This window comes from Saccharothrix ecbatanensis (assembly GCF_014205015.1).
Classification (GTDB): Bacteria; Actinomycetota; Actinomycetes; order Mycobacteriales; family Pseudonocardiaceae; genus Actinosynnema; species Actinosynnema ecbatanense.
The window spans coordinates 1012184-1030988 of record NZ_JACHMO010000001.1 but is presented as its reverse complement, the minus strand read 5'-3'; the positions used below and the strand labels follow the sequence as shown (position 1 = coordinate 1030988).

General features: G+C 69.5%; 19 protein-coding genes. 13 read left to right on the top strand and 6 right to left on the bottom strand.

What is annotated here, in order from left to right:
- Positions 1-5: 5 nt before the first annotated feature.
- Complete coding sequence (locus F4560_RS04660) at positions 6-281, top strand: DUF4342 domain-containing protein (protein WP_184916699.1); 276 nt, start codon at positions 6-8, stop codon at positions 279-281.
- Positions 278-949: a LiaF transmembrane domain-containing protein gene (locus F4560_RS04655; protein ID WP_184916694.1), complete on the top strand. Its 672-nt coding sequence runs from the start codon at positions 278-280 to the stop codon at positions 947-949. The genes F4560_RS04660 and F4560_RS04655 overlap by 4 nt, the downstream gene beginning before the upstream one ends.
- Positions 950-1148: 199 nt before the next feature.
- Here F4560_RS04655 and ppdK read toward each other — a convergent pair whose 3' ends face one another.
- On the bottom strand, positions 1149-3836 hold the full coding sequence (gene ppdK / locus F4560_RS04650; protein WP_221483337.1) for a pyruvate, phosphate dikinase: 2688 nt from the start codon (positions 3834-3836) through the stop codon (positions 1149-1151).
- Positions 3837-4171: 335 nt separating this feature from the next.
- Positions 4172-4738 carry a DUF6069 family protein gene (locus tag F4560_RS04645; RefSeq protein WP_246477726.1) on the bottom strand — a complete coding sequence of 189 codons (567 nt, stop codon included), beginning with the start codon at positions 4736-4738 and terminating at the stop codon, positions 4172-4174.
- A 208-nt stretch (positions 4739-4946) separates the two neighbouring features.
- Between F4560_RS04645 and F4560_RS04640 the strand changes: the two genes are divergently transcribed.
- From F4560_RS04640 to F4560_RS04610, 7 genes are all read left to right on the top strand, one after another.
- Entirely contained in the window at positions 4947-5162 is a 216-nt protein-coding gene (locus F4560_RS04640; RefSeq protein ID WP_376775271.1) for a DUF7455 domain-containing protein, read from the top strand.
- 29 nt (positions 5163-5191) lie between these two features.
- The gene (locus F4560_RS04635) at positions 5192-5461 is read left to right on the top strand and encodes a DUF1876 domain-containing protein (protein WP_184916688.1); all 270 of its coding nucleotides are present in this window, start codon (positions 5192-5194) and stop codon (positions 5459-5461) included.
- A gap of 19 nt (positions 5462-5480) precedes the next feature.
- Entirely contained in the window at positions 5481-5744 is a 264-nt protein-coding gene (locus F4560_RS04630) for a DUF4342 domain-containing protein (protein WP_184916685.1), read from the top strand.
- A gap of 130 nt (positions 5745-5874) precedes the next feature.
- Entirely contained in the window at positions 5875-6321 is a 447-nt protein-coding gene (locus tag F4560_RS04625; protein ID WP_184916682.1) for a hypothetical protein, read from the top strand.
- A gap of 119 nt (positions 6322-6440) precedes the next feature.
- Positions 6441-7031 (top strand): DoxX family membrane protein, encoded by a 591-nt coding sequence (locus tag F4560_RS04620; protein WP_184916679.1) that lies wholly within the window; start codon positions 6441-6443, stop codon positions 7029-7031.
- Positions 7032-7096: 65 nt separating this feature from the next.
- Entirely contained in the window at positions 7097-7615 is a 519-nt protein-coding gene (locus tag F4560_RS04615) for a universal stress protein (RefSeq protein WP_184916677.1), read from the top strand.
- A gap of 62 nt (positions 7616-7677) precedes the next feature.
- Positions 7678-8415 carry a DUF6544 family protein gene (locus F4560_RS04610; protein WP_184916674.1) on the top strand — a complete coding sequence of 246 codons (738 nt, stop codon included), beginning with the start codon at positions 7678-7680 and terminating at the stop codon, positions 8413-8415.
- 503 nt (positions 8416-8918) lie between these two features.
- Here the strand turns inward: F4560_RS04610 and F4560_RS04605 are convergent.
- Positions 8919-9419, bottom strand: coding sequence for a flavodoxin family protein (locus tag F4560_RS04605; RefSeq protein ID WP_184916660.1), 501 nt, complete (start codon positions 9417-9419; stop codon positions 8919-8921).
- Positions 9420-9592: 173 nt separating this feature from the next.
- Here F4560_RS04605 and F4560_RS04600 point away from each other — a divergent pair, with 173 nt between their 5' ends.
- The 3 genes from F4560_RS04600 to pflA are packed head-to-tail and all read left to right on the top strand — an operon-like array spanning position 9593 to position 13598.
- On the top strand, positions 9593-10630 hold the full coding sequence (locus F4560_RS04600; RefSeq protein WP_184916657.1) for a zinc-dependent alcohol dehydrogenase family protein: 1038 nt from the start codon (positions 9593-9595) through the stop codon (positions 10628-10630).
- Positions 10627-12873 (top strand): formate C-acetyltransferase, encoded by a 2247-nt coding sequence (gene pflB / locus F4560_RS04595; RefSeq protein ID WP_184916654.1) that lies wholly within the window; start codon positions 10627-10629, stop codon positions 12871-12873. The genes F4560_RS04600 and pflB overlap by 4 nt, the downstream gene beginning before the upstream one ends.
- Positions 12873-13598 carry a pyruvate formate-lyase-activating protein gene (gene pflA, locus F4560_RS04590; protein WP_184916651.1) on the top strand — a complete coding sequence of 242 codons (726 nt, stop codon included), beginning with the start codon at positions 12873-12875 and terminating at the stop codon, positions 13596-13598. Before pflB ends, pflA begins: the two co-directional genes overlap by 1 nt.
- Positions 13599-14015: 417 nt before the next feature.
- Here pflA and F4560_RS04585 read toward each other — a convergent pair whose 3' ends face one another.
- The 3 genes from F4560_RS04585 to F4560_RS04575 form a co-directional block, all read right to left on the bottom strand.
- Positions 14016-14702 (bottom strand): hypothetical protein, encoded by a 687-nt coding sequence (locus F4560_RS04585; protein ID WP_184916648.1) that lies wholly within the window; start codon positions 14700-14702, stop codon positions 14016-14018.
- A gap of 159 nt (positions 14703-14861) precedes the next feature.
- Complete coding sequence (locus F4560_RS04580) at positions 14862-15968, bottom strand: acetate/propionate family kinase (protein ID WP_184916645.1); 1107 nt, start codon at positions 15966-15968, stop codon at positions 14862-14864.
- A complete protein-coding gene (locus tag F4560_RS04575; RefSeq protein ID WP_184916641.1) occupies positions 15968-18334 on the bottom strand; it encodes a phosphoketolase family protein in 2367 nt (788 codons plus the stop codon). Before F4560_RS04575 ends, F4560_RS04580 begins: the two co-directional genes overlap by 1 nt.
- A gap of 137 nt (positions 18335-18471) precedes the next feature.
- Here F4560_RS04575 and F4560_RS04570 point away from each other — a divergent pair, with 137 nt between their 5' ends.
- Positions 18472-18768: an HPF/RaiA family ribosome-associated protein gene (locus tag F4560_RS04570; RefSeq protein ID WP_184916638.1), complete on the top strand. Its 297-nt coding sequence runs from the start codon at positions 18472-18474 to the stop codon at positions 18766-18768.
- Positions 18769-18805 lie beyond the last annotated feature (37 nt).

Sequence of the window (18805 nt, the reverse complement as noted above, 5' to 3'; positions counted from 1 at the left end):
TCGATATGACCACCAAGCAACAGGAACGGGCCTACACCGCACAGGTCACGGGTCAGGCGATCGTCGACAAGGCGGCGGAACTCGCGCACGAGGCCGGCGACCGGTACGTCGTCGTCAGGGATGACGACGGTCACCCGGTGGTGGAGGTGCCGGTCATCGCCGGCGTGGTCGTCGGCGCCCTGGCGCCGATCGTGACCTCGGTCGCCGCCATCGCCGCCCTCTGGTGCGGCTGGACCATCACCGTCGAACGGCACCAGGACCGGAAGGGAGCACCATCATGAAGCCCGTGCGGATCTGGATCGGCGCCGTGCTCGTCACGCTCGGCGTGCTCGGCGTCCTCGACGCCACGGACGTCCTCGACTTCGGCACCACGTTGGGCTCCTGGTGGCCGATCGGCGTCATCGGGGTCGGCCTCACCGCCATGATCGCCCAGAAGCACGTCTCGCTCGGTCCGGTCGTGGTGACCGCGATCGGGCTCGTGCTGCTGGCCGACCGCCAGGGGTGGACCACCGGCAACCCGCTGTGGCCGGTCCTGCTGCTGCTCATCGGCGTCGCCGTCCTGACCGGACTGCGCACCCGCCACACGGCCGACCACCACGACGCCGACGACATCGGCGTGCCCGTGGCGCTGTTCGGTGGCACGAAGGTGCGCAGCCGCGCCGAACACCTGACCCGGGCGAACGTGTCCGCGGTGTTCGGTGGCGCGACGCTCGACCTGCGTGACGCGCACATCGACGACGAGGCCGATGTCGACGCCTTCGCGCTGTTCGGCGGCGTGGAAATCCTGGTGCCGAGAGGATGGCGGGTGTCGTTGGGCGGGCTGCCCTTCTTCGGCGGTTACGACGACAACACCGAGCGCGACACGGTGATGGCTTCCGACGCGCCCCTGCTCAAGGTCAACGCCACCGCGCTCTTCGGTGGTGTCGACGTCCGCAACGACCCCAAGTAACGGAGAGTCCCGCGTCGCGCGGTCGCGGATCGACCGCGCGACGCGGCACACAGTCGGATCCACGTCCTGGTGGGAAGCAACTCGGACATGTGACGGTCTCGACCTCCGAGCGAAGGCCTTGACGGGAACGGGGTCCGCAGCCGTCCGGGAGACCGTAGACAGGACGTTCTCTTTGAGAAAGTCCTGTCTACGGTCCTTCCTAGCGGTTGTCGGTGGTCGTGTCGGCCTCTCCGACCACGGCGCGGCCCGCTTCGAGGCGGGCGACGGGCACCCGGAACGGTGAGCAGGACACATAGTCGAGGCCGACCTCGTGGAAGAACCGGATGGACGCGGGGTCGCCGCCGTGCTCGCCGCACACGCCCAACGCGAGGTCCGGGCGAGCGGCGCGGCCCTCGCGCACGGCGATGGCGATCAGCCGGCCGACGCCCTCACGGTCGATCGTCTCGAACGGCGACACCTCGAAGACGCCCTCGATGAGGTACACCGGGAAGAACGAGCCTTCGACGTCGTCGCGGGAGAAGCCCCAGACCGTCTGCGTCAGGTCGTTGGTGCCGAAGGAGAAGAACGCGGCGGACTCGGCGATGCGGCCTGCGGTGAGCGCGGCACGCGGCAGTTCGATCATCGTGCCGATCCGGTACCGGATGTCCACGCCGGACTCCCGGGCCACGTCGGCGACGGTTCGCCGGGCTCGCGCCGCGACCATCTCCAACTCGCGCGCGTCGCCGACCAGCGGGACCATGATCTCCACGTGCGGTGTTCCACCCGCTCGGATCCGCACCGCCGCGGCTTCCGCGATTGCGCGGACCTGCAAGTCGTACAGCTCCGGGATGATCAGTCCGAGCCGCACGCCGCGCGTGCCGAGCATCGGGTTCTGCTCGTGCAGCCGGTCGACCGCCCGCAGCAGGTCCTCCGGTGCGTCGGTCTGCCCAAGTGCCTTCGCGACCGCGACCCGTGCGGTGAGCTCGACGTGGTCGGGCAGGAACTCGTGCAGTGGCGGGTCGAGCAGCCTGATGGTGACCGGCAGGCCGTCCATCTCCTCGAAGATGCGCGTGAAGTCCGCGCGCTGCAACGGCAGCAACGCAGCGAGCGCTTCGGCGCGGGCGGCTTCACCGCTCGCCAGGATCAGTCGTTCGACGAGGGTGCGGCGGTCGCCGAGGAACATGTGCTCGGTGCGGCAAAGCCCGATCCCGGTGGCGCCGAGCCGGCGGGCACGGTGCGCGTCCTGCGGGGTGTCGGCGTTGGCACGCACCTCCAGGCGGTGCCGGCGGTCGGCGTGGCTGATGATGCGGTCCACGGCCCGCAGCAGGTCGTCGCTGTCGGCGGTGCGGCGGCCCTCGAAGTAGTCGGCGACCGGGGACGGGGCCACGGCCAGTTCGCCGAGGTAGACCGTGCCGGCGGTCCCGTCGACCGAGATGACGTCGCCTTCTGCGACCACCGTGCCGTCGGCGGTGGTGAAGCGGCGGGCCTCGGCGTCGATGGTCAGCGACTCCGCCCCGCACACGCAGGTCCGGCCGAGGCCGCGGGCGACGACGGCGGCGTGTGAGGTCTTGCCGCCTCGGCTGGTGAGCACCGCTCGGGCGTGGATCATCCCGTCGAGGTCGTCGGGGTTGGTCTCGCGGCGCACGAGGATCACGGCGGCGCCCTGCTCTCCCCGGCGGACCGCGGTCGCGGAGTCGAACACCACCTCGCCGACCGCCGCGCCGGGCGACGCGGCGACGCCGGTGGCCAGCGGCACCCGGTCGGTGTCGCCGAAGCGCGGGAACATCAGCTGGGCCAGTTGCGCGCCGGTCACCCGCCGCAGCGCCTCGTCGGCGTCGATCACGCCCTCCTCGCGCAGCGCGTTGGCGATGCGGAACGCGGCGGCCGCGGTGCGCTTGCCGACGCGGGTCTGAAGCATCCACAGCTTGTGGCGTTCGATGGTGAACTCGATGTCGCACAGGTCGCGGTAGTGCTCCTCCAACGTCGCCATGATGTCCATCAGCTGCTCGTGGGCCTGGGGTTGCAGGTCGGCGAGCCGGTGCAGCGGCAGCGTGTTGCGGATGCCGGCGACGACGTCCTCGCCCTGGGCGTTGGGGAGGTAGTCGCCGTAGACGCCGGACGCGCCCGTGGCCGGGTCACGCGTGAACGCGACGCCGGTGCCCGAGTCGTCGCCCAGGTTGCCGAACACCATGGCGCACACGTTGACCGCCGTGCCGAGGTCTTCCGGGATGTGTTCGGCGTGCCGGTAGGTCCGGGCCCGATCGGTGCGCCACGACGCGAAGACCGACGCGATCGCCATGTCCAGCTGCTCGCGCGGGTCCTGCGGGAATTCCCGGCCGGCCCGCTCGCGGACGATGTCCTTGAACGTCGCGGTCAGCGCACGCAGGTCCCCGGCGTCCAGACCGAGGTCGCCGGCGACGCCCTTGGTCCGCTTGGCGTGCCGCAGCGCGTCGGTGAAGTGCTCCGCGTCGACACCCAGCACCGTCGTGCCGAACATCTGCACCAGCCTGCGGTAGGAGTCCCAGGCGAGCCGCTCGTCCCCCGCCCACGCGGCGAGCCCGGCCACCGAGTCGTCGGTCAGCCCGATGTCGAGGACCGTGTCCATCATCCCGGGCATCGAGTACCGCGCGCCGGACCGGACCGCGACCAACAGCGGCTGGTCGACCTGCCCGAGCTTGCGGCCCATCGCCCGCTCCAGCGCGTGCAAGTGCTCGTCCACCTCCGCGGCAAGCCCTTCCGGCATCGCGCCGGTGGTCAGGTAGGCGCGGCAGGCTTCGGTGGTGATCGTGAAGCCGGGCGGCACTGGCAACCCCATCACGGTCATCTCGGCGAGGTTGGCCCCCTTGCCGCCGAGCAGGTCCGCCATGAACTGGTTGCCCTCGGCGAAGTCGTACACGTACTTGGGCATCGTCATCACTCCTCGTTCAGTCGCTCGTGGACAGGCACGGTGCCCGACCGCCGATGTGCTCCCCCGGTGCTCCGCCGCACCGGGCCGCCGCCGTCCCGTGGCGAACCGGCAGACCGGATGCCCGGACGACTCCGCTCTCCCACGATGGGCCGGCCGCACCAGCCACGCCGCCGCCGAAGGTCCTCTCTGAACGCACCTGACGTCCCTGGTCACCGCGCGGCGCTCCACGCTGTCGACGGCGCAGCGCGGCCAGGGATAACGACCTCAGGGTCTACGGTTGCCACCGCTCGGTTGAACAGGTAAATGGAGCTCTCCAGGATCGCGTCCAGCTCGGCTCACGCGTTCCACCGTCGGCGGGCACTGCCCACGACGCCGGACAGCAGCGCCGTGATCGAGAGGCCGATCGTGGCGTTGAGCACGGCGGTGAACACGCGGCTCTCGGCGGCCACGTCGAGGCTCAGCGGCAACACCACGGCGATCGCGGTCAGCAGCACCATGATCCAAGTGAAGAACCGGACCGCACGGGGAGTGGTGGTCAGCAGCAGCTGCACCAGGCCGGTGGCGGCGAACGCGCACACCGCCGAGGCGAGCGCGTAGGTCAGGGTGTTGGCGTTGCCCCAGGCGCCCTCGCCCTTCGGGGCGAGTACCGCGATGTCGAGCAACCCGCGAGCCACCAGGATCCCGACGACCGCGAGCAGCCCGGCAACCAGCGCGGTCGCGGCTCCGCCGGTCCACAGCCGTCCAGTGTGGAACCCGTCGAGCGACAGCTCTCCGGCCAGCGCGTCGGACCGGACCGCCGGGAGCGCCCGGGTCTCCGGAGGATCGTCCTCCGCGGGCCACGAGACGACGAAGTCCTTCGGTTGGTCCGTGCGTGTGCCGTGGTCGTTCATGCGGCTGGTCATGGCGGTTCCTCCTCCGGGTGGGCGTGGCATGTCGAACACCGACCCATGCGCGTCCAGCTTCGACCTCCGGCACGGCGGACCCCAGGGTCGGAGGTCCCACCGGGCAGGTGCCGGCGACTGCTCCGGATCCCGACCGGCGCGGGTCGAAGGTCCCTGTACCACCCCACCGCCCGAGAGAACGCTGGAGGTCAAGGAAGAGGAGTCCGTCATGACCACAGCGATGACCACCGCGCTCGACACGATCACGACCGGCCTGAACCCCGTCGAAGACCGGTGTGACCGCTGCGGCGCGCGTGCCCGAGTGCGCGTTGTGCTGCACGACGGGGAGTTGACCTTCTGCGACCACCACGAACGCCGGCACCGAGCCGCGCTGGAACGTGTCGCCGTGCGGATCGAGCACCACGTCGACACCCGCGACGGCTGACCACCGGCACCCGAGTGGAGGAGGACCCGATGCGAGAGACCAAGCAGTGGCGCGTCGACATCACCATCGACGAGCACGACGACAAGACCACGGCGAAGGCACGCCTGCACACGCGCGACAACACGCACCTGGTCGGTGTCGGCACCGCGAGGCTGAACCCGGCCGACACCGACATCCCCGAGATCGGTGACGAGCTCGCCACGGCGAGGGCGCTGTCCGACCTCGCGCACCAGCTCCTCGACGCCGCGACAGCCGACATCGAGGACGTCACCCACCAGCCGGCACACCTGACCAGGTGACCGGGAACGGAGGTACGACATGACCGAGCAGTTGGAAGCCCGGAAGACCACGCACCTGCGCGGGCAAGCGCTCGTCGAGAAGGTCAAGGAACTGCTCCATGAGGGCAACGTTCGGCGTCTGGTCATCAAGAACGACAAGGGCCACACCGTGATGGAGATCCCTGTGACGGCAGGCGTCGTCGTCGCCGTCGCCGCCCCCGTCGTGGCAGCCGTCGCGGCGATCGCCGCCCTCGCCGGCGAGTGGTCGGTCGACGTCGAGCGCCACGAGCCGCCACAGACCTGACGGTTCGATCGAGAGGCACGTCAGAGCGGGACTCCGGTCCCGCCCTGACGCGGTCTTCCGCCCCTGCCCGCGACCTCTTGGGCAACCGACGATGGATGGGACAGCGACACCCGATCCGGTGGAGGGGACGATGACGAGCACATCGATCCGACCGTCCGTCACGGCGGAACCGCGCGCCGGATACCTGGTCGGCGCGGTGGTAGACGTGATCCTGTTGGTCCTGATCAACGTTTCTCCGGGGTGGCGCACGGTTCCGTTCCTCACCGACGACGCGATCGACGTCGTGGTGTGGATCGACATCGGTCTGGCACTCGGCGTCGTCGTCAACACGCTCTGCGCGCTGTTCCCCCGACGGCGGCTGGTCCTGCTCGGCGACGTGCTGACGACGACAGCGGCGCTGGCCGCGCTGACGTCGATGTCGGCGGTGTGGCCCTTCAGGTTCGACGACACGGAGATCCCGTGGACGACGATCACGCGCACGACGCTGACCATCGTGCTCGTCGCCGTGTCGATCGCCCTCGTGGTCCAACTGGTCAAGCTCCTGCACGCCTTGGTGGCGGCGGACGTCGACCCGTGAAGACCCGGGAGCCGAACGTGGTGCCGGACGTCCCCGTCGATCAGGGACCTTCGCCCGCGTCGCACAACCGGCGCGGGCGCGAAGCTCATGTCGCAGACGAGAGCAAGAGGAGAGAAACCATGACAGCGTTCAGCCACTCCGGTGCCGCAACAGGGACCACTGCCCGTGCGACCGCCACGACGGCGGTCCGTGCCGACGCCGGGGCAATCGCGCTCGCGGCCCTGCGGATCACGACCGGGTTCGTTTTCCTGTGGGCCTTCTTCGACAAGCTGTTCGGGCTCGACTACGCCACCAAGTCGGCCAACGCGTGGATCAACGGCGGATCGCCCACAAAGGGCTTCCTCAGTCGTGTCGCGGTCGGCCCGTTCGAGTCGACCTTCCACGCCTGGGCCGGCGCATGGTGGGCCGACTGGCTGTTCATGCTGGGCCTGTTCGCCATCGGCGTCGCGGTCATCGCCGGGATCGGCCTGCGCGTCGCCGCGATCGCCGGAACCCTCATGATGCTGCTCATGTGGGCCGCCGAGTGGCCGCTCGCGCAGTTCACCTCGGCCGGCGAACCCAGCATGTCCACCAACCCGATCATCGACTACCACATCATCTACGCCGTCGCCCTGATCGCCGTCGCCCTCACCGGCGCGGGCGCCACCTGGGGCCTCGGCCGCCAGTGGGCGACCCTGCCCGTGGTCCGCGACCACACCTGGCTGCGATGACGCGAACAGGAGCGGGCGGGCGGGGCTCGCCCGCTCCGACGCGTCCGGGTGGAGAGGACGAGATCGTGACCTGGACCAAGAGGACCGTCGTCGGCGTCGACGCCTCGCCGGCGGGGACCGTCGCCCTGGAGTGGGCCGTACGGCATGCCGAGGGCGGCACCGTGCTGGCCGTGTCGGTCTGCCGGATATACCCCGAGGTGTGCGGTGGCGACGATGCCTTGCACGCCGCGCAACGGCGGGTGCTGCGCGAAGCCGTCACAAGACTCGGCACGACGTGGGGCGCACGGATCCAGGAAGCGGTCGTGGACGGCGAGGCCGGTCCGGCCCTCGTAGGTCTGGCCGAGGACGCCGACGTGCTGGTGCTGGGCGGCCACCACTACCACCGGGCGGGCGCGGCGGCGATCGGATCGGTCGTGTCGTACTGCGTGCGGTACGCGAAGTGCCCGGTCGTGGTGGTGCCTGTCGAAGGGAACGACGACGCCGCGAGCACTGGTCCGTGCGCGCTTGCCGGACACCTCCGCAAGGGCCCGGTAGCAGCACCTTCGACTGACCTGCACGACGCGCCGGAAGTCCCCGCTCGATGATGACCTCCGGCTCTGCGGCGCACACAGCGGGTGGAGCAGGCTCGGAGGTGGAGGTGCCACCAATGACGAGCACGGTTCACGCCGCTCCCATCACCGCGGACGACATCGCCCACCTGCCCGAGCCGGCACAGCGCTACCTGACGTTCACCCGCGTGCTGGGACGTCCGGCCGACATGTCGTTCCACGCCACCGCGCACGGCTTCTTCCGGATGCGCCCGGACCAGCGCTGGATCGCCTGCACGAGCGAGCAGCACAACAGCGCCGCCGACCTGACCCGCGACTTCCGCATGCGACTCAGGCTCGCGCACCTCATCCCGGTGCAGGCCGAGGACCTGTACGAGCACGGACACGGCCGGATGCACGCCACTGCATTGGGACTGTTCGCAGTCGCGGACGGCAAAGGCCGTGAGTTCGACCTCGGCGAGCTGGTGACGTTCCTCAACGACGCCGTCCTGCTCGCACCGTCGATGCTGCTGCGCCTGCCCGTCGAGTGGACCGCGATCGACGATCACACCTTCGGCCTCACCCTGACCGACCACGACAACACCGTCACCGCGCGGGTCACCGTGGACGACCGCGGCGCACCACGCGAGTTCACCACCGAAGACCGCTGGGCAGACCTGCCCGAGGGCCTGGTCAAGACCCGCTGGTCCACCCCGGTCGAAGGCTGGAACCTGGTAGCGGGCCGCATACGCCCCCGTCGCGGCACAGCGGTCTGGCACCTACCCGACGGGCCTTTCGCCTACGCCCAGTTCGACTACACGAAAGCGGACATCACCTACAGCACAACGCCTGAGTGACATGCTGCCGGTCCGGCAGGCCGGTCGGACGCGGTGCGCCTCACGCGGTGCCGTTGTACTCGGCCATCTCGACGCCCACCATCCCCGGCACCGCGCCGGCCACCACGATGGCGACGTGCCGCTCCACGTCGTCCGCACCTTTCACCCGCCAGCGCGACCACCCCTCGGGTGACCGAAATCCGCCATGGGACGCGGCCCGACGCGACGGACAGCTGGTGCCGCACGTCGGTCGCGATCACGTCGTCGTCCCGGGCGATCATGCGCAGCAGGCCGCGCCTGGCGACGACTCCGACGAGGACGCCGTCCCGCACGACCGGGATGGTGCGCAGGTGCCTGTCCAGCATGAGCTTGTGGTCAGGACTTCGCCGACAACACCCGCGTCGCAGGCGGGCGCGGTGACGTGGTGGCTGGCAGCCCGTGCACCGGGGAGGACGATCAGGTCGAGGCCGTCGAGGGCCTGCGTGCGGCCGATTCGCCGACGCAGGCCCCGGCGGCAACGGCGTTCAGGTCCGAGCCTCGGCGAGGATCGAGCGGGCCCAGGCGTCCGCGCGGGCGGGCTCGCCGACCAGCAGCGGGCCGGGGGTGCCGCCGACGTGGAAGGACATCGGCTTGCCCGGCACCTGGAAGTGCAGGGCGCGCAGCCGCTTGGCGATGGCCTTGGCGGCGGAGCCGGGCAGCCACCCGACCTTGACCCTGGTGTCGAAGGCGTGCGCGGTGACGTGGTGTCCGAGCGGTGCAAGGGTGTCCAGCCACTCGCGGACGCCGCGGCCGGTGGACACCAGGTCGCCGGTGGCCTGGTTGGCGGCGGACTGGCGGGTGGCGGGGCGGCTGAGGCTGAAGGCGTGCGTGGGCGCCCCGACGACCACCAGGCCGACGTCGTCAGGCAGCACGTCGGGTGCGTCTGAGACCTCGACGACATCGGCCGCCAACGCCTGCCCGATCGCCTCGGCGATGGCTTTGGTGTTGCCGAACATGGATTCGTAGACCACGAGTGCCCGAGCCATGACTGACCACCTTTCCTGTCACCTCCCACGGTTCGCCTTCCCCCGGTGACCGCACAGCGGCGAACGGTCCCGTCCGCACCGGGACCTTCGCCGTAGCCGCCGGGACCGACGGCTCTGCCTCCTGTCCACGTTTTGGCCGACGCTCGAGGTGGACGGAATTCGAGGAGGAGACGATGAAGGCGCTCGTTTATCGCGGTCCCGGCCGGAAGGCCTGGGAGGACGTGCCCGACCCGGAGCTGGTCGACCCGACCGACGCGATCGTGCGGATCACCGCGGCGACGATCTGCGGCACGGACCTGCACATCCTCAAGGGTGACGTGCCCGAGGTGGAGCCCGGCCGGATCCTGGGCCACGAGGGTGTGGGGGTGGTCGAGCAGGTCGGTGCGGCGGTCACCGAAATCAAGCCGGGCGACCGCGTGCTGGTGTCGTGCATCAGCGCGTGCGGCAGGTGCTCGTACTGCCGGACCGGGATGTACGGGCAGTGCCTGGGCGGCGGCGGCTGGGTCCTGGGCCACACCGTGGACGGCACGCACGCGGAGTACGTGCGGGTGCCGTTCGCGGACACTTCGACCTACCTGCTGCCCGACGGTGTCACCGACACCGCCGCGGTCATGCTGTCGGACATCCTGCCCACCGCGTTCGAGGTCGGCGTGCTCGCCGGGAAGGTCCAGCCCGGTCAGACGGTCGTCATCGTGGGTGCCGGGCCGATCGGCTTGGCCGCGATCGAGACCGCACGCTTCTACAGCCCCGGTCACGTCGTGGCGGTGGATCTGGCCGAGGCGCGGCTGGACGCGGCCAAGCAGTTCGGTGCGGATGTGACGGTGAACGCGGCCGACGACGTCGAGCGGGTCGTGTTCGAGCTGACCGGCGGGCTGGGCGCGGACCTCGCGATCGAGGCGGTGGGCGTGCCGGAGACCTTCGAGCTGTGCGCGCGGCTGATCCGCCCCGGCGGTCGGGTCGCGAACGTCGGCGTGCACGGCAAGCCGGCCACCCTGCACCTGGAAAAGCTGTGGATCCGCAACGTCACCATCACCACCGGCCTGGTCGACACGGTCACCACGCCGACGCTGCTGACGATGCTGGCCGGGGGGCGGCTGGACGCCGACCGGTTCGCCACGCACAGGTTCGCGCTGGACGAGATGGAGGCGGCCTACGACGTCTTCGAACGGGCGGCCGAGACCGGCGCGCTGAAAGTGGTGCTGACGCGATGACCGCGGTGGAGGAACGCCTCGACGCGTGGACCGGGTTCCGCGGCGCTAACTGGCGGCACGACATCGACGTGCGCGGGTTCATCCAGGCCAACTACACCCCCTACGAGGGCGACGACGGGTTCCTGACCGGACCGACCGAGCGGACCGAGACGCTGTGGCGGGACTTGTCCGGGTTGTTCGCCGAGGAACGCCGACGCGGCATTCTGGACGTGGACGTGCACACGCCGTCCACCATCACCTCCCACCGCCCCGGCTACCTCGACCGGGCGCAGGAGCTGATCGTCGGGTTGCAGACCGACGCCCCGCTCAAGCGGGCCATCATGCCGGGCGGCGGCCTGCGCATGGTGGAGGCCGGTCTGGAAGCTTACGGCTACGAGCTCGACCCAGCCGTCAAAGAAATCTTCACCAAGTACCGCAAGACGCACAACGACGGCGTGTTCGACGCCTACACCGACGAGATCAAACGCGCCCGCCGCGCCGGGGTCATCACCGGTCTGCCGGACTCCTACGGGCGGGGGCGGATCATCGGCGACTACCGGCGCGTCGCGCTCTACGGCGTGGACCGGCTGATCGACGCCAAGCGGGCCGAGCGTGCCGCGATCGACGACGTGCCGTCCACCGAAGCGGTGATCCGCGACCGCGAGGAGCTCGCCGAGCAGATCCGCGCCCTGGACGAGCTGAAGCAGATGGCGCGGTCCTACGGCGACGACATCTCCCGACCGGCGAACACCGCCCGTGAGGCCGTCCAGTGGCTGTACTACGCCTACCTGGCGGCGGTGAAGGAGCAGAACGGCGCGGCGATGTCGCTGGGTCGCACCTCGACGTTCCTGGACATCTACCTCCAGCGCGACCTCGACGCCGGGCGGCTGACCGAGTCGCAGGCCCAGGAGCTCGTCGACGACCTGGTGATCAAGCTGCGGATCGTGCGGTTCCTGCGCACCCCCGCCTACGACGAACTGTTCTCCGGCGACCCGACCTGGGTCACCGAGAGCATCGGCGGCATCGGCGAGGACGGCCGCCCGCTCGTGACCAGGACCAGCTTCCGGTTCCTCCAGACCCTCTACAACCTGGGACCCGCGCCGGAGCCGAACCTGACCGTGCTGTGGTCGCCCGCGCTGCCGGAGGGCTTCAAGCGGTTCTGCGCACGGGTGTCCGTGGACACCAGCTCGATCCAGTACGAGAACGACGAGCTGATCCGACCCCGCTTCGGCGACGACACCGCCATCGCCTGCTGCGTGTCGGCCATGAAGGTCGGCAAGCAGATGCAGTTCTTCGGCGCACGGGTCAACCTCGCCAAGGCGCTGCTGTACGCGATCAACGGCGGACGCGACGAGCTGACCGGCGAACTGGTCGCCCCACACCAACCTCCGATCGCCGGCGAGCACCTCGACTACGACGATGTCCGCGCGGCGTTCGACCGCACCCTGGACTGGTTGGCCCGCACCTACGTGGACGCGTTGAACATCATCCACTACATGCACGACAAGTACGCCTACGAACGCATCGAGATGGCCCTGCACGACCACCCCGCCCAGCGGCTGCTCGGCTGCGGCATCGCAGGCCTGTCGGTCGTCGCGGACAGCCTCTCGGCGATCAAGCACGCGAAGGTGCGGGTGGTCCGCGACGACACCGGCCTGGCCGTCGACTTCGCCGTGGAGGGCGACTTCCCCCGCTACGGCAACAACGACGACCGCGCCGACACCCTCGCGGTGGGGCTGGTCGAGGACTTCATGGCGCTCGTACGCCGCTACCCCGCCTACCGCGACGCCCTGCACACCCAGTCGGTGCTGACCATCACCTCGAACGTCGTCTACGGCCGCCACACCGGCAACACCCCGGAAGGCAGACGCGCGGGCGAACCGTTCGCACCCGGCGCCAACCCGATGAACGGCCAGGATCGGCACGGGCTGGTCGCGGCGGCGCTGTCGGTGGCCAAGCTGCCCTACGACGAGGCACTGGACGGCATCTCACTGACCGCCGGCATCACGCCGAACGGATTGGGCCGCGACACCGAGGAGCGGGTGGCCAACCTCGTCGGCGTGCTCGACGCCTACACCGACGCCGGTGGCTTCCACCTCAACGCCAACGTGCTCAACCGGGAAGTCCTGCTCGACGCGATGGAACACCCCGAGAAGTACCCGCAGCTGACCATCCGAGTGTCGGGTTACGCGGTGAACTTCGTCCGCCTGACACCCGAACAACAACGAGACGTGGTCAACCGCACGTTCCACGGATCACTGTGATGACCGCCGGGACCGTCCACTCCTGGGACCTCGCCACGGCGGTGGACGGCCCCGGCACCCGGTTCGTCGTGTTCACCGCCGGGTGCCCGCTGCGCTGCCTGTACTGCCACGACCCGGAGACCCGGTTCGCGCGGTACGGGCAGCGCGTCAGCGTGGACGACCTGGTGACCGAGATCGCCAAGTACCGCCGGTTCATCGATGTCGCCGGCGGCGGCGTGACCATCAGCGGCGGCGAACCGCTGCTGCAACCCGAGTTCACCGCCGAACTGCTGCACGCCGTCAAGGGCATGGGCCTGCACACCGCCCTGGACACCTCCGGATTCCCCGGCGACCGCGCCACCGACGAACTCCTGGCCGACACCGACCTGGTGCTGCTGGACATCAAGTCCTGGGACCCGACCACCTACCGGCACGTCACCGGCGGCGAGATCGCCCCGACCCTGCGGTTCGCCCGCCGGCTGGCCGACCTGGACAAGCCGATGTGGATCCGATTCGTCCTGGTTCCCGGCTTGACCGACGCGACGGACAACGTGGAGGGGATCGCCTCGTTCGTCTCCACTATGGACAGTGTGGATCGGGTCGACGTACTGCCGTTCCACAAGATGGGCACGCCAAAGTACGAAGCCATCGGCCTACCGTTCGCGCTGGCCGACACCCCGATCCCCGACTCGGAACTGGTTGAACATGTGCGCGGCCAGTTCCGCGCACAGGGTCTGCGGACATGAAGTCACCGCGAGCTCGCCGACATGACCCAGACCTATACGTCCGCCTTCCCCGTACCGCCCCTACCGCGCCTCCTGCGACGGCGTCGACGGCGTGATGCGGACTGACCGACTTGCCCCACATCCGGCTGCCGCTCCGTCGATGACGGCAACTCCCGGCGCCTTTTCTCGGCCTGTTGCTGGGCATCGTCGATTCGCCTCGCCTTGGCCTCATGCCATGCGGTCAGCGCCGTGATCCATGCCGGTCCCGCCATCGCGATGACGATGAACAAAGCGGTACCGATGAGGAGCAGAACCACCCACGGTGGTGCCGAGGCAACTGCGGCGACAGTAGAACCAATAAAGCTCGAAAGAGCAGCAATAGTGCCGGCGGTATTCATGGGTCAACTCCGCAAAGACTAGCGGGGCAGACCGACTTGGCTAAGCCAGGACGAACCGCATCCCGCGAGGGGCCAGAACAGGGACCTCTCGAGGGACATCAGGACCACGCGGCATGCGACCTGAGGCCACAACTACCTCACCAGGCGGCTGATCCGGGAACGCGGCAGCCACCTGCGACGCCAACCTGACGCGTTGCAAGATCGAGTACAACTTGCCGTCGCCACGGAGGTTGAGCAGCAGGACCCAGGAGACAAACAAGCTGTCAATCGCACGCTCAAGACGAGTCTGCATAGCAGACCACAACATGGTGATCGTCTTGCCGGAACCCGTAGCAAGGAAGTAGGTCGCGGCAGACGTGCCAAGAAATTCTTGAGATTTACTCACGAAGAACCGAAAAAGTCCGCACTGCTCTGCGACGAACCGCCTCATTCGCGACGCGTGAGCAGGCGCGAACGCCTCAATGCCCAACCACTCGGTGCGCTGACGACCGGGGTCGGATCTGCGGAGTTCCCGCGCCAACCGATCCCACCGCTCGACGTCGACGTCCGCGTCGATGCCGCTGTCAGGCATCGTCTCGTGCACAGCGCGGTCAGCACGCGCCATACCAACCAGTTCACGACGGCTCATCCCAGAAGCCGCTACCGTCGTGTTGATCAGAGACGTGTAGGCACCGAGCGATCCGTGATCGCCGACTACAACATCGCTATCACCCAACAGGACGGCCATCGACAGCCGGGCTTCCCGCTGAGCGGGAGCTTCGAGATGTCGAGCGCGCAAGAGCTCTGGCGACACCTTGGGAGGCGCCCCTCTGAAACCCTTACGCGACATGCGGTCAGTATGCCACGTCGACGAGGAGCACGAGCGGAAGTCCGGTGCGTCGTCTGGCTATCCGGCGTGTCCGACCCGGTTGGAGGATCCCTTGCTGCACCGGCTGGAGGGGCAAGCGTTCCTCGTCGCTGCGGCGATCACGGCGTCCTCTCGAGAGACGACCACCCAGACCGCCGATGTGGAGGCCTCCGTGCTGACCTTGGTATCACCCAGGACAGCAGCATTGGTCTCAACGTCGAGGGCAGCGCCCAGGAACGCCAGGCCGTCCACCACCTGAGCACGCAACTCGGCGTCGTGCTCCCCGATGCCGCCGGTGAACACCAGCAGGTCCAGGCCGCCCATCGATGCGGCCATGGCAGCGATGCCCTGACGGAGGCGGTGGACGAAGACGTCGAGCGCCAGTCGCGCGTCGGCGGAGCCGGAGGCCACCGCGGTGTGCACGTCGCGCAGGTCGGCGCGACCTGACAGGCCGACCAGGCCCGAGTGGTGCGCGAGGCCGTCGGCCAGTTCTGCGGGGGTGAGGTGGTCGAGCAGGTGCAGCAGCAGGCCGGGGTCGAGGTCGCCGCTGCGGGTGGCCATGGGGAGACCGGCCAGTGGGGTGAAGCCCATGGTGGTGTCGACCGAGCGGCCGTCGTGGACGGCGGCCAGGGAGCAGCCGGAGCCGAGGTGGCAGGTCACGACGCGGGTGCCGCCGCCGGCCAGTTCGACCGCGCGGCGGGAGGCGTAGGCGTGGGAGAGGCCGTGGAAGCCGTAGCGGTGCAGGTCCCAGCGCTCGCGCCAGGCGGCGGGCAGGGCGTAGGTCGCCGCGGCGGGTGGCAGGGTGCGGTGGAAGGCGGTGTCGAAGCACGCCACGTGCGGCACGTCGGGGAACAGCGCTTGCGCCGCGTCGATGCCCGCCAACGCCCTGGGCTGGTGCAGTGGGGCCAGGTCGGTCAGGGCGGCGATCTCGCGGCGAACGTCGGGGGTGACGAGGGTCGGGGTGGTGAAGCGGGTGCCGCCGTGGACGACGCGGTGGCCCACGGCGTGCACGGGCGGCAGTGACAGGTCGAGGTTCGGTGTGCCGTTCCACCGCTCGACGTGGTGCTGGGCGAGGACGGTGTCGTCCTCGCCCAGCACCGACAGCTTCAGGCTCGATGAGCCCGTGTTGACCACGAGCACGTTCATCAGTAGGGCCAAGTCCAGTCGCGGATCTCGGGCAGGTCTTCGCCGTGCTCACGGATGTAGGCGTGGTGGCGGGTGCGCTGGTCCTGCATCCGCTGGCGCAACCCGGCGGCCTTGACACCCAGGCCGGGCACCCGGTCGATCACGTCGATGACCAGCCGGTAGCGGTCCATGTCGTTGAGCACCAACATGTCGAACGGTGTGGTGGTGGTGCCTTCCTCCTTGTAGCCGCGCACGTGGATGTTGTGGTGGTTGGTGCGGCGATAGGTGAGGCGGTGGATCAGCCACGGGTAGCCGTGGTAGGCGAACAGGACCGGCTTGTCCGGGGTGAACAGGGCGTCGAACTCGCGGTCGGGCATGCCGTGCGGGTGCTCGGTGTCCGGTTGCAGCCGCATCAGGTCCACGACGTTGACCACCCGGATCTTCAGCTCGGGCAGGTGCTCGCGCAGCAACGCGGCGGCGGCCATGATCTCCAGGGTGGGCACGTCACCGGCGCAGGCGAGCACGACGTCGGGTTCGGTCAGGCCGTCGACGGTGCCGGCCCAATCCCAGATGCCCGCTCCGCGCGCGCAGTGCAAGTCGGCTTCCTCGGGGTCGAGCCAGTCCGGGGTGTAGTTCTTGCCCGAGACGATGACGTTGACGTAGTCGCGGCTGCGCAGGCAGTGGTCGGCCACGGACAGCAGGGTGTTGGTGTCGGCGGGCAGGTAGACGCGGACGACCTCGGCCTTCTTGTTCATCACGTGGTCGATGAAGCCTGGATCCTGGTGGGAAAAGCCGTTGTGGTCCTGCCGCCACACGTGCGACGAGAGCAGGTAGTTCAGCGACGCCACGGGGCGCCTCCAGTCGATCTCCCGATGGGTCTTGAGCCACTTGGCGTGCTGGTTGAACATCGAGTCCACGATGTGGGTGAACGCCTCGTAGCAGTTGAACAGGCCGTGCCGCCCGGTCAGCAGGTAGCCCTCCAGGAACCCCTGGCACAGGTGCTCCGACAGCACCTCCACCACCCGGCCGCTGCGCTCCAGGTGCTCATCGGTGGGCAGCTTCTCGGCCAACCACTGCTTGGCGGTCACCTCGAACACCGCGTCCAGGCGGTTCGAGGCGGTCTCGTCCGGGCCGAACACGCGGAAGTTCTTCTCGGCCGCGTTGAACGTCATGACGTCGCGCAACATGCGGCCCAGTGCGCGGGTCGGCTCGGACGTGGTGGTGCCGTGCTTGACCACCTCGACCGAGTACGGCGCGGTGCCGGGCATGCGGAGTTCTCGCAGCAGCAAGCCGCCGTTGGCGTGCGGGGTGGCGCCCATCCGCAGCTCACCGCGCGGCGCCAACGCCAGCAGTTCTGGCTTCGGGCGGCCGTCGGCGTCGAACAGCTCCTCCGGCCGGTAGGAGCGCAGCCACGCCTCCAACTGCCGCAGGTGGCCGGGATTGTCGCGGACGCCGGAGAGCGGCACCTGGTGGGAACGCCACGTGCCTTCCACCGGCACACCATCCACTTCGGACGGACCGGTCCAGCCCTTGGGCGTGCGCAGCACGATCATCGGCCAGCGCGGGCGCTCCGGGTCCCCGGCGCGAGCGGCGTCCTGGATGGCCCGGATCTTGTCGAACACCTCGTCCAAGACCTCGGCCATGCGCGGGTGCAGCAGGGCCGGGTCGTCGCCCTCCACGTAGAACGGGGCGTAGCCGTAACCGCGCAGCAGCGAGTCCAGCTCGTCGTGCGGGATGCGGGCCAGGATCGCCGGGTTGGCGATCTTGTAGCCGTTGAGGTGCAGGATCGGCAGCACCGCGCCGTCGTTCGCCGGGTCGAGGAACTTGTTGCCGTGCCAGCTCGCGGCCAGCGGCCCGGTCTCGGCCTCACCGTCGCCGACGACGCACGCCACCACCAGGTCGGGGTTGTCGAACGCCGCGCCGAACGCGTGCGCCAACGAGTACCCGAGCTCGCCGCCCTCGTGGATGGAGCCGGGCACTTCGGGCGCCACGTGGCTGGGCACCCCGCCCGGGAAGGAGAACTGGCGGAACAGCTTGCGCATGCCTTCGCCGTCACGCTGCACGTTGGGGTGCGTGTCGGTGTATGAGCCCTCCAGCCAGGTGTTGGCCAGCAGCGCCGGACCGCCGTGACCCGGACCGGTCACGAACAGCACGTCCTGGGACCGGTCGTTGATCACCCGGTTGAGGTGGGCGTAGACGAAGTTCAGGCCGGGCGTGGTGCCCCAGTGGCCCAGCAGGCGGGGCTTGATGTGCTCAGCCCTCAGCGGCTCGGTCAGCAGGGGGTTGTCCAGCAGGTAGATCTGCCCTGCCGAGAGGTAGTTCGCGGCCCGCCAGTAGGCATCGACCAAGGACAAGTCCGGCACGGTGTTCTCCGGCTGCTGCGACATCTCGCTCTCCTGACCAGGTTTCGGGGTGATGGCCCCCAGCTTGGTTTCGTCATCGGGCCGGCCCCAGTTCCGAGGGTCCCTGCCGGCCGGGACCTTGGTCACTGTCGACCGGCGCGGGCAACGGCGAGGCTGGAGGCATGAGCCACGTGCACGAGATCGTCACCATCAGGGTCGACCTGGCCGCCGGTGTGTCCGGCGAAGCCGCCGACTACGCCCGCGCCAAAGTCGCCACCGTCGCCAAGTACTCCCCCGCCGACATCTCCTACGCGAAGGTCCGGCTGAGCACCGACGGGCCTCGGCTGCTGGCGGCGCACGCGTCCCTGGACGTCAATGGAACACCGGTCAACGCCAACGCGAGCGCCGAGACCTACCAGGAGGCCGTGGACCTGCTGCACGACAAGTTGCAGCACCAGCTCGCCGACATGGGCCGCTGAACCCGGCCGTCACGAGCCGGTGATCCGGGAGTCGCTC

Excerpts from the sequence above, each read along its gene's own strand:
- pflA (WP_184916651.1), top strand. The coding sequence starts at position 12,873 with ATGACCGCCGGGACCGTCCACTCCTGGGACCTCGCCACGGCGGTGGAC.
- F4560_RS04570 (WP_184916638.1), top strand. The coding sequence starts at position 18,472 with ATGAGCCACGTGCACGAGATCGTCACCATCAGGGTCGACCTGGCCGCC.
- F4560_RS04635 (WP_184916688.1), top strand. The coding sequence starts at position 5,192 with ATGCGAGAGACCAAGCAGTGGCGCGTCGACATCACCATCGACGAGCAC.
- F4560_RS04600 (WP_184916657.1), top strand. The coding sequence starts at position 9,593 with ATGAAGGCGCTCGTTTATCGCGGTCCCGGCCGGAAGGCCTGGGAGGAC.
- F4560_RS04580 (WP_184916645.1), bottom strand. The coding sequence starts at position 15,968 with ATGAACGTGCTCGTGGTCAACACGGGCTCATCGAGCCTGAAGCTGTCG.
- F4560_RS04660 (WP_184916699.1), top strand. The coding sequence starts at position 6 with ATGACCACCAAGCAACAGGAACGGGCCTACACCGCACAGGTCACGGGT.
- F4560_RS04575 (WP_184916641.1), bottom strand. The coding sequence starts at position 18,334 with ATGTCGCAGCAGCCGGAGAACACCGTGCCGGACTTGTCCTTGGTCGAT.
- F4560_RS04645 (WP_246477726.1), bottom strand. The coding sequence starts at position 4,738 with ATGACCAGCCGCATGAACGACCACGGCACACGCACGGACCAACCGAAG.
- F4560_RS04605 (WP_184916660.1), bottom strand. The coding sequence starts at position 9,419 with ATGGCTCGGGCACTCGTGGTCTACGAATCCATGTTCGGCAACACCAAA.
- pflB (WP_184916654.1), top strand. The coding sequence starts at position 10,627 with ATGACCGCGGTGGAGGAACGCCTCGACGCGTGGACCGGGTTCCGCGGC.
- F4560_RS04640 (WP_376775271.1), top strand. The coding sequence starts at position 4,947 with ATGACCACAGCGATGACCACCGCGCTCGACACGATCACGACCGGCCTG.
- F4560_RS04625 (WP_184916682.1), top strand. The coding sequence starts at position 5,875 with ATGACGAGCACATCGATCCGACCGTCCGTCACGGCGGAACCGCGCGCC.
- F4560_RS04655 (WP_184916694.1), top strand. The coding sequence starts at position 278 with ATGAAGCCCGTGCGGATCTGGATCGGCGCCGTGCTCGTCACGCTCGGC.
- F4560_RS04610 (WP_184916674.1), top strand. The coding sequence starts at position 7,678 with ATGACGAGCACGGTTCACGCCGCTCCCATCACCGCGGACGACATCGCC.
- F4560_RS04630 (WP_184916685.1), top strand. The coding sequence starts at position 5,481 with ATGACCGAGCAGTTGGAAGCCCGGAAGACCACGCACCTGCGCGGGCAA.
- ppdK (WP_221483337.1), bottom strand. The coding sequence starts at position 3,836 with ATGCCCAAGTACGTGTACGACTTCGCCGAGGGCAACCAGTTCATGGCG.
- F4560_RS04585 (WP_184916648.1), bottom strand. The coding sequence starts at position 14,702 with ATGGCCGTCCTGTTGGGTGATAGCGATGTTGTAGTCGGCGATCACGGA.
- F4560_RS04620 (WP_184916679.1), top strand. The coding sequence starts at position 6,441 with ATGACAGCGTTCAGCCACTCCGGTGCCGCAACAGGGACCACTGCCCGT.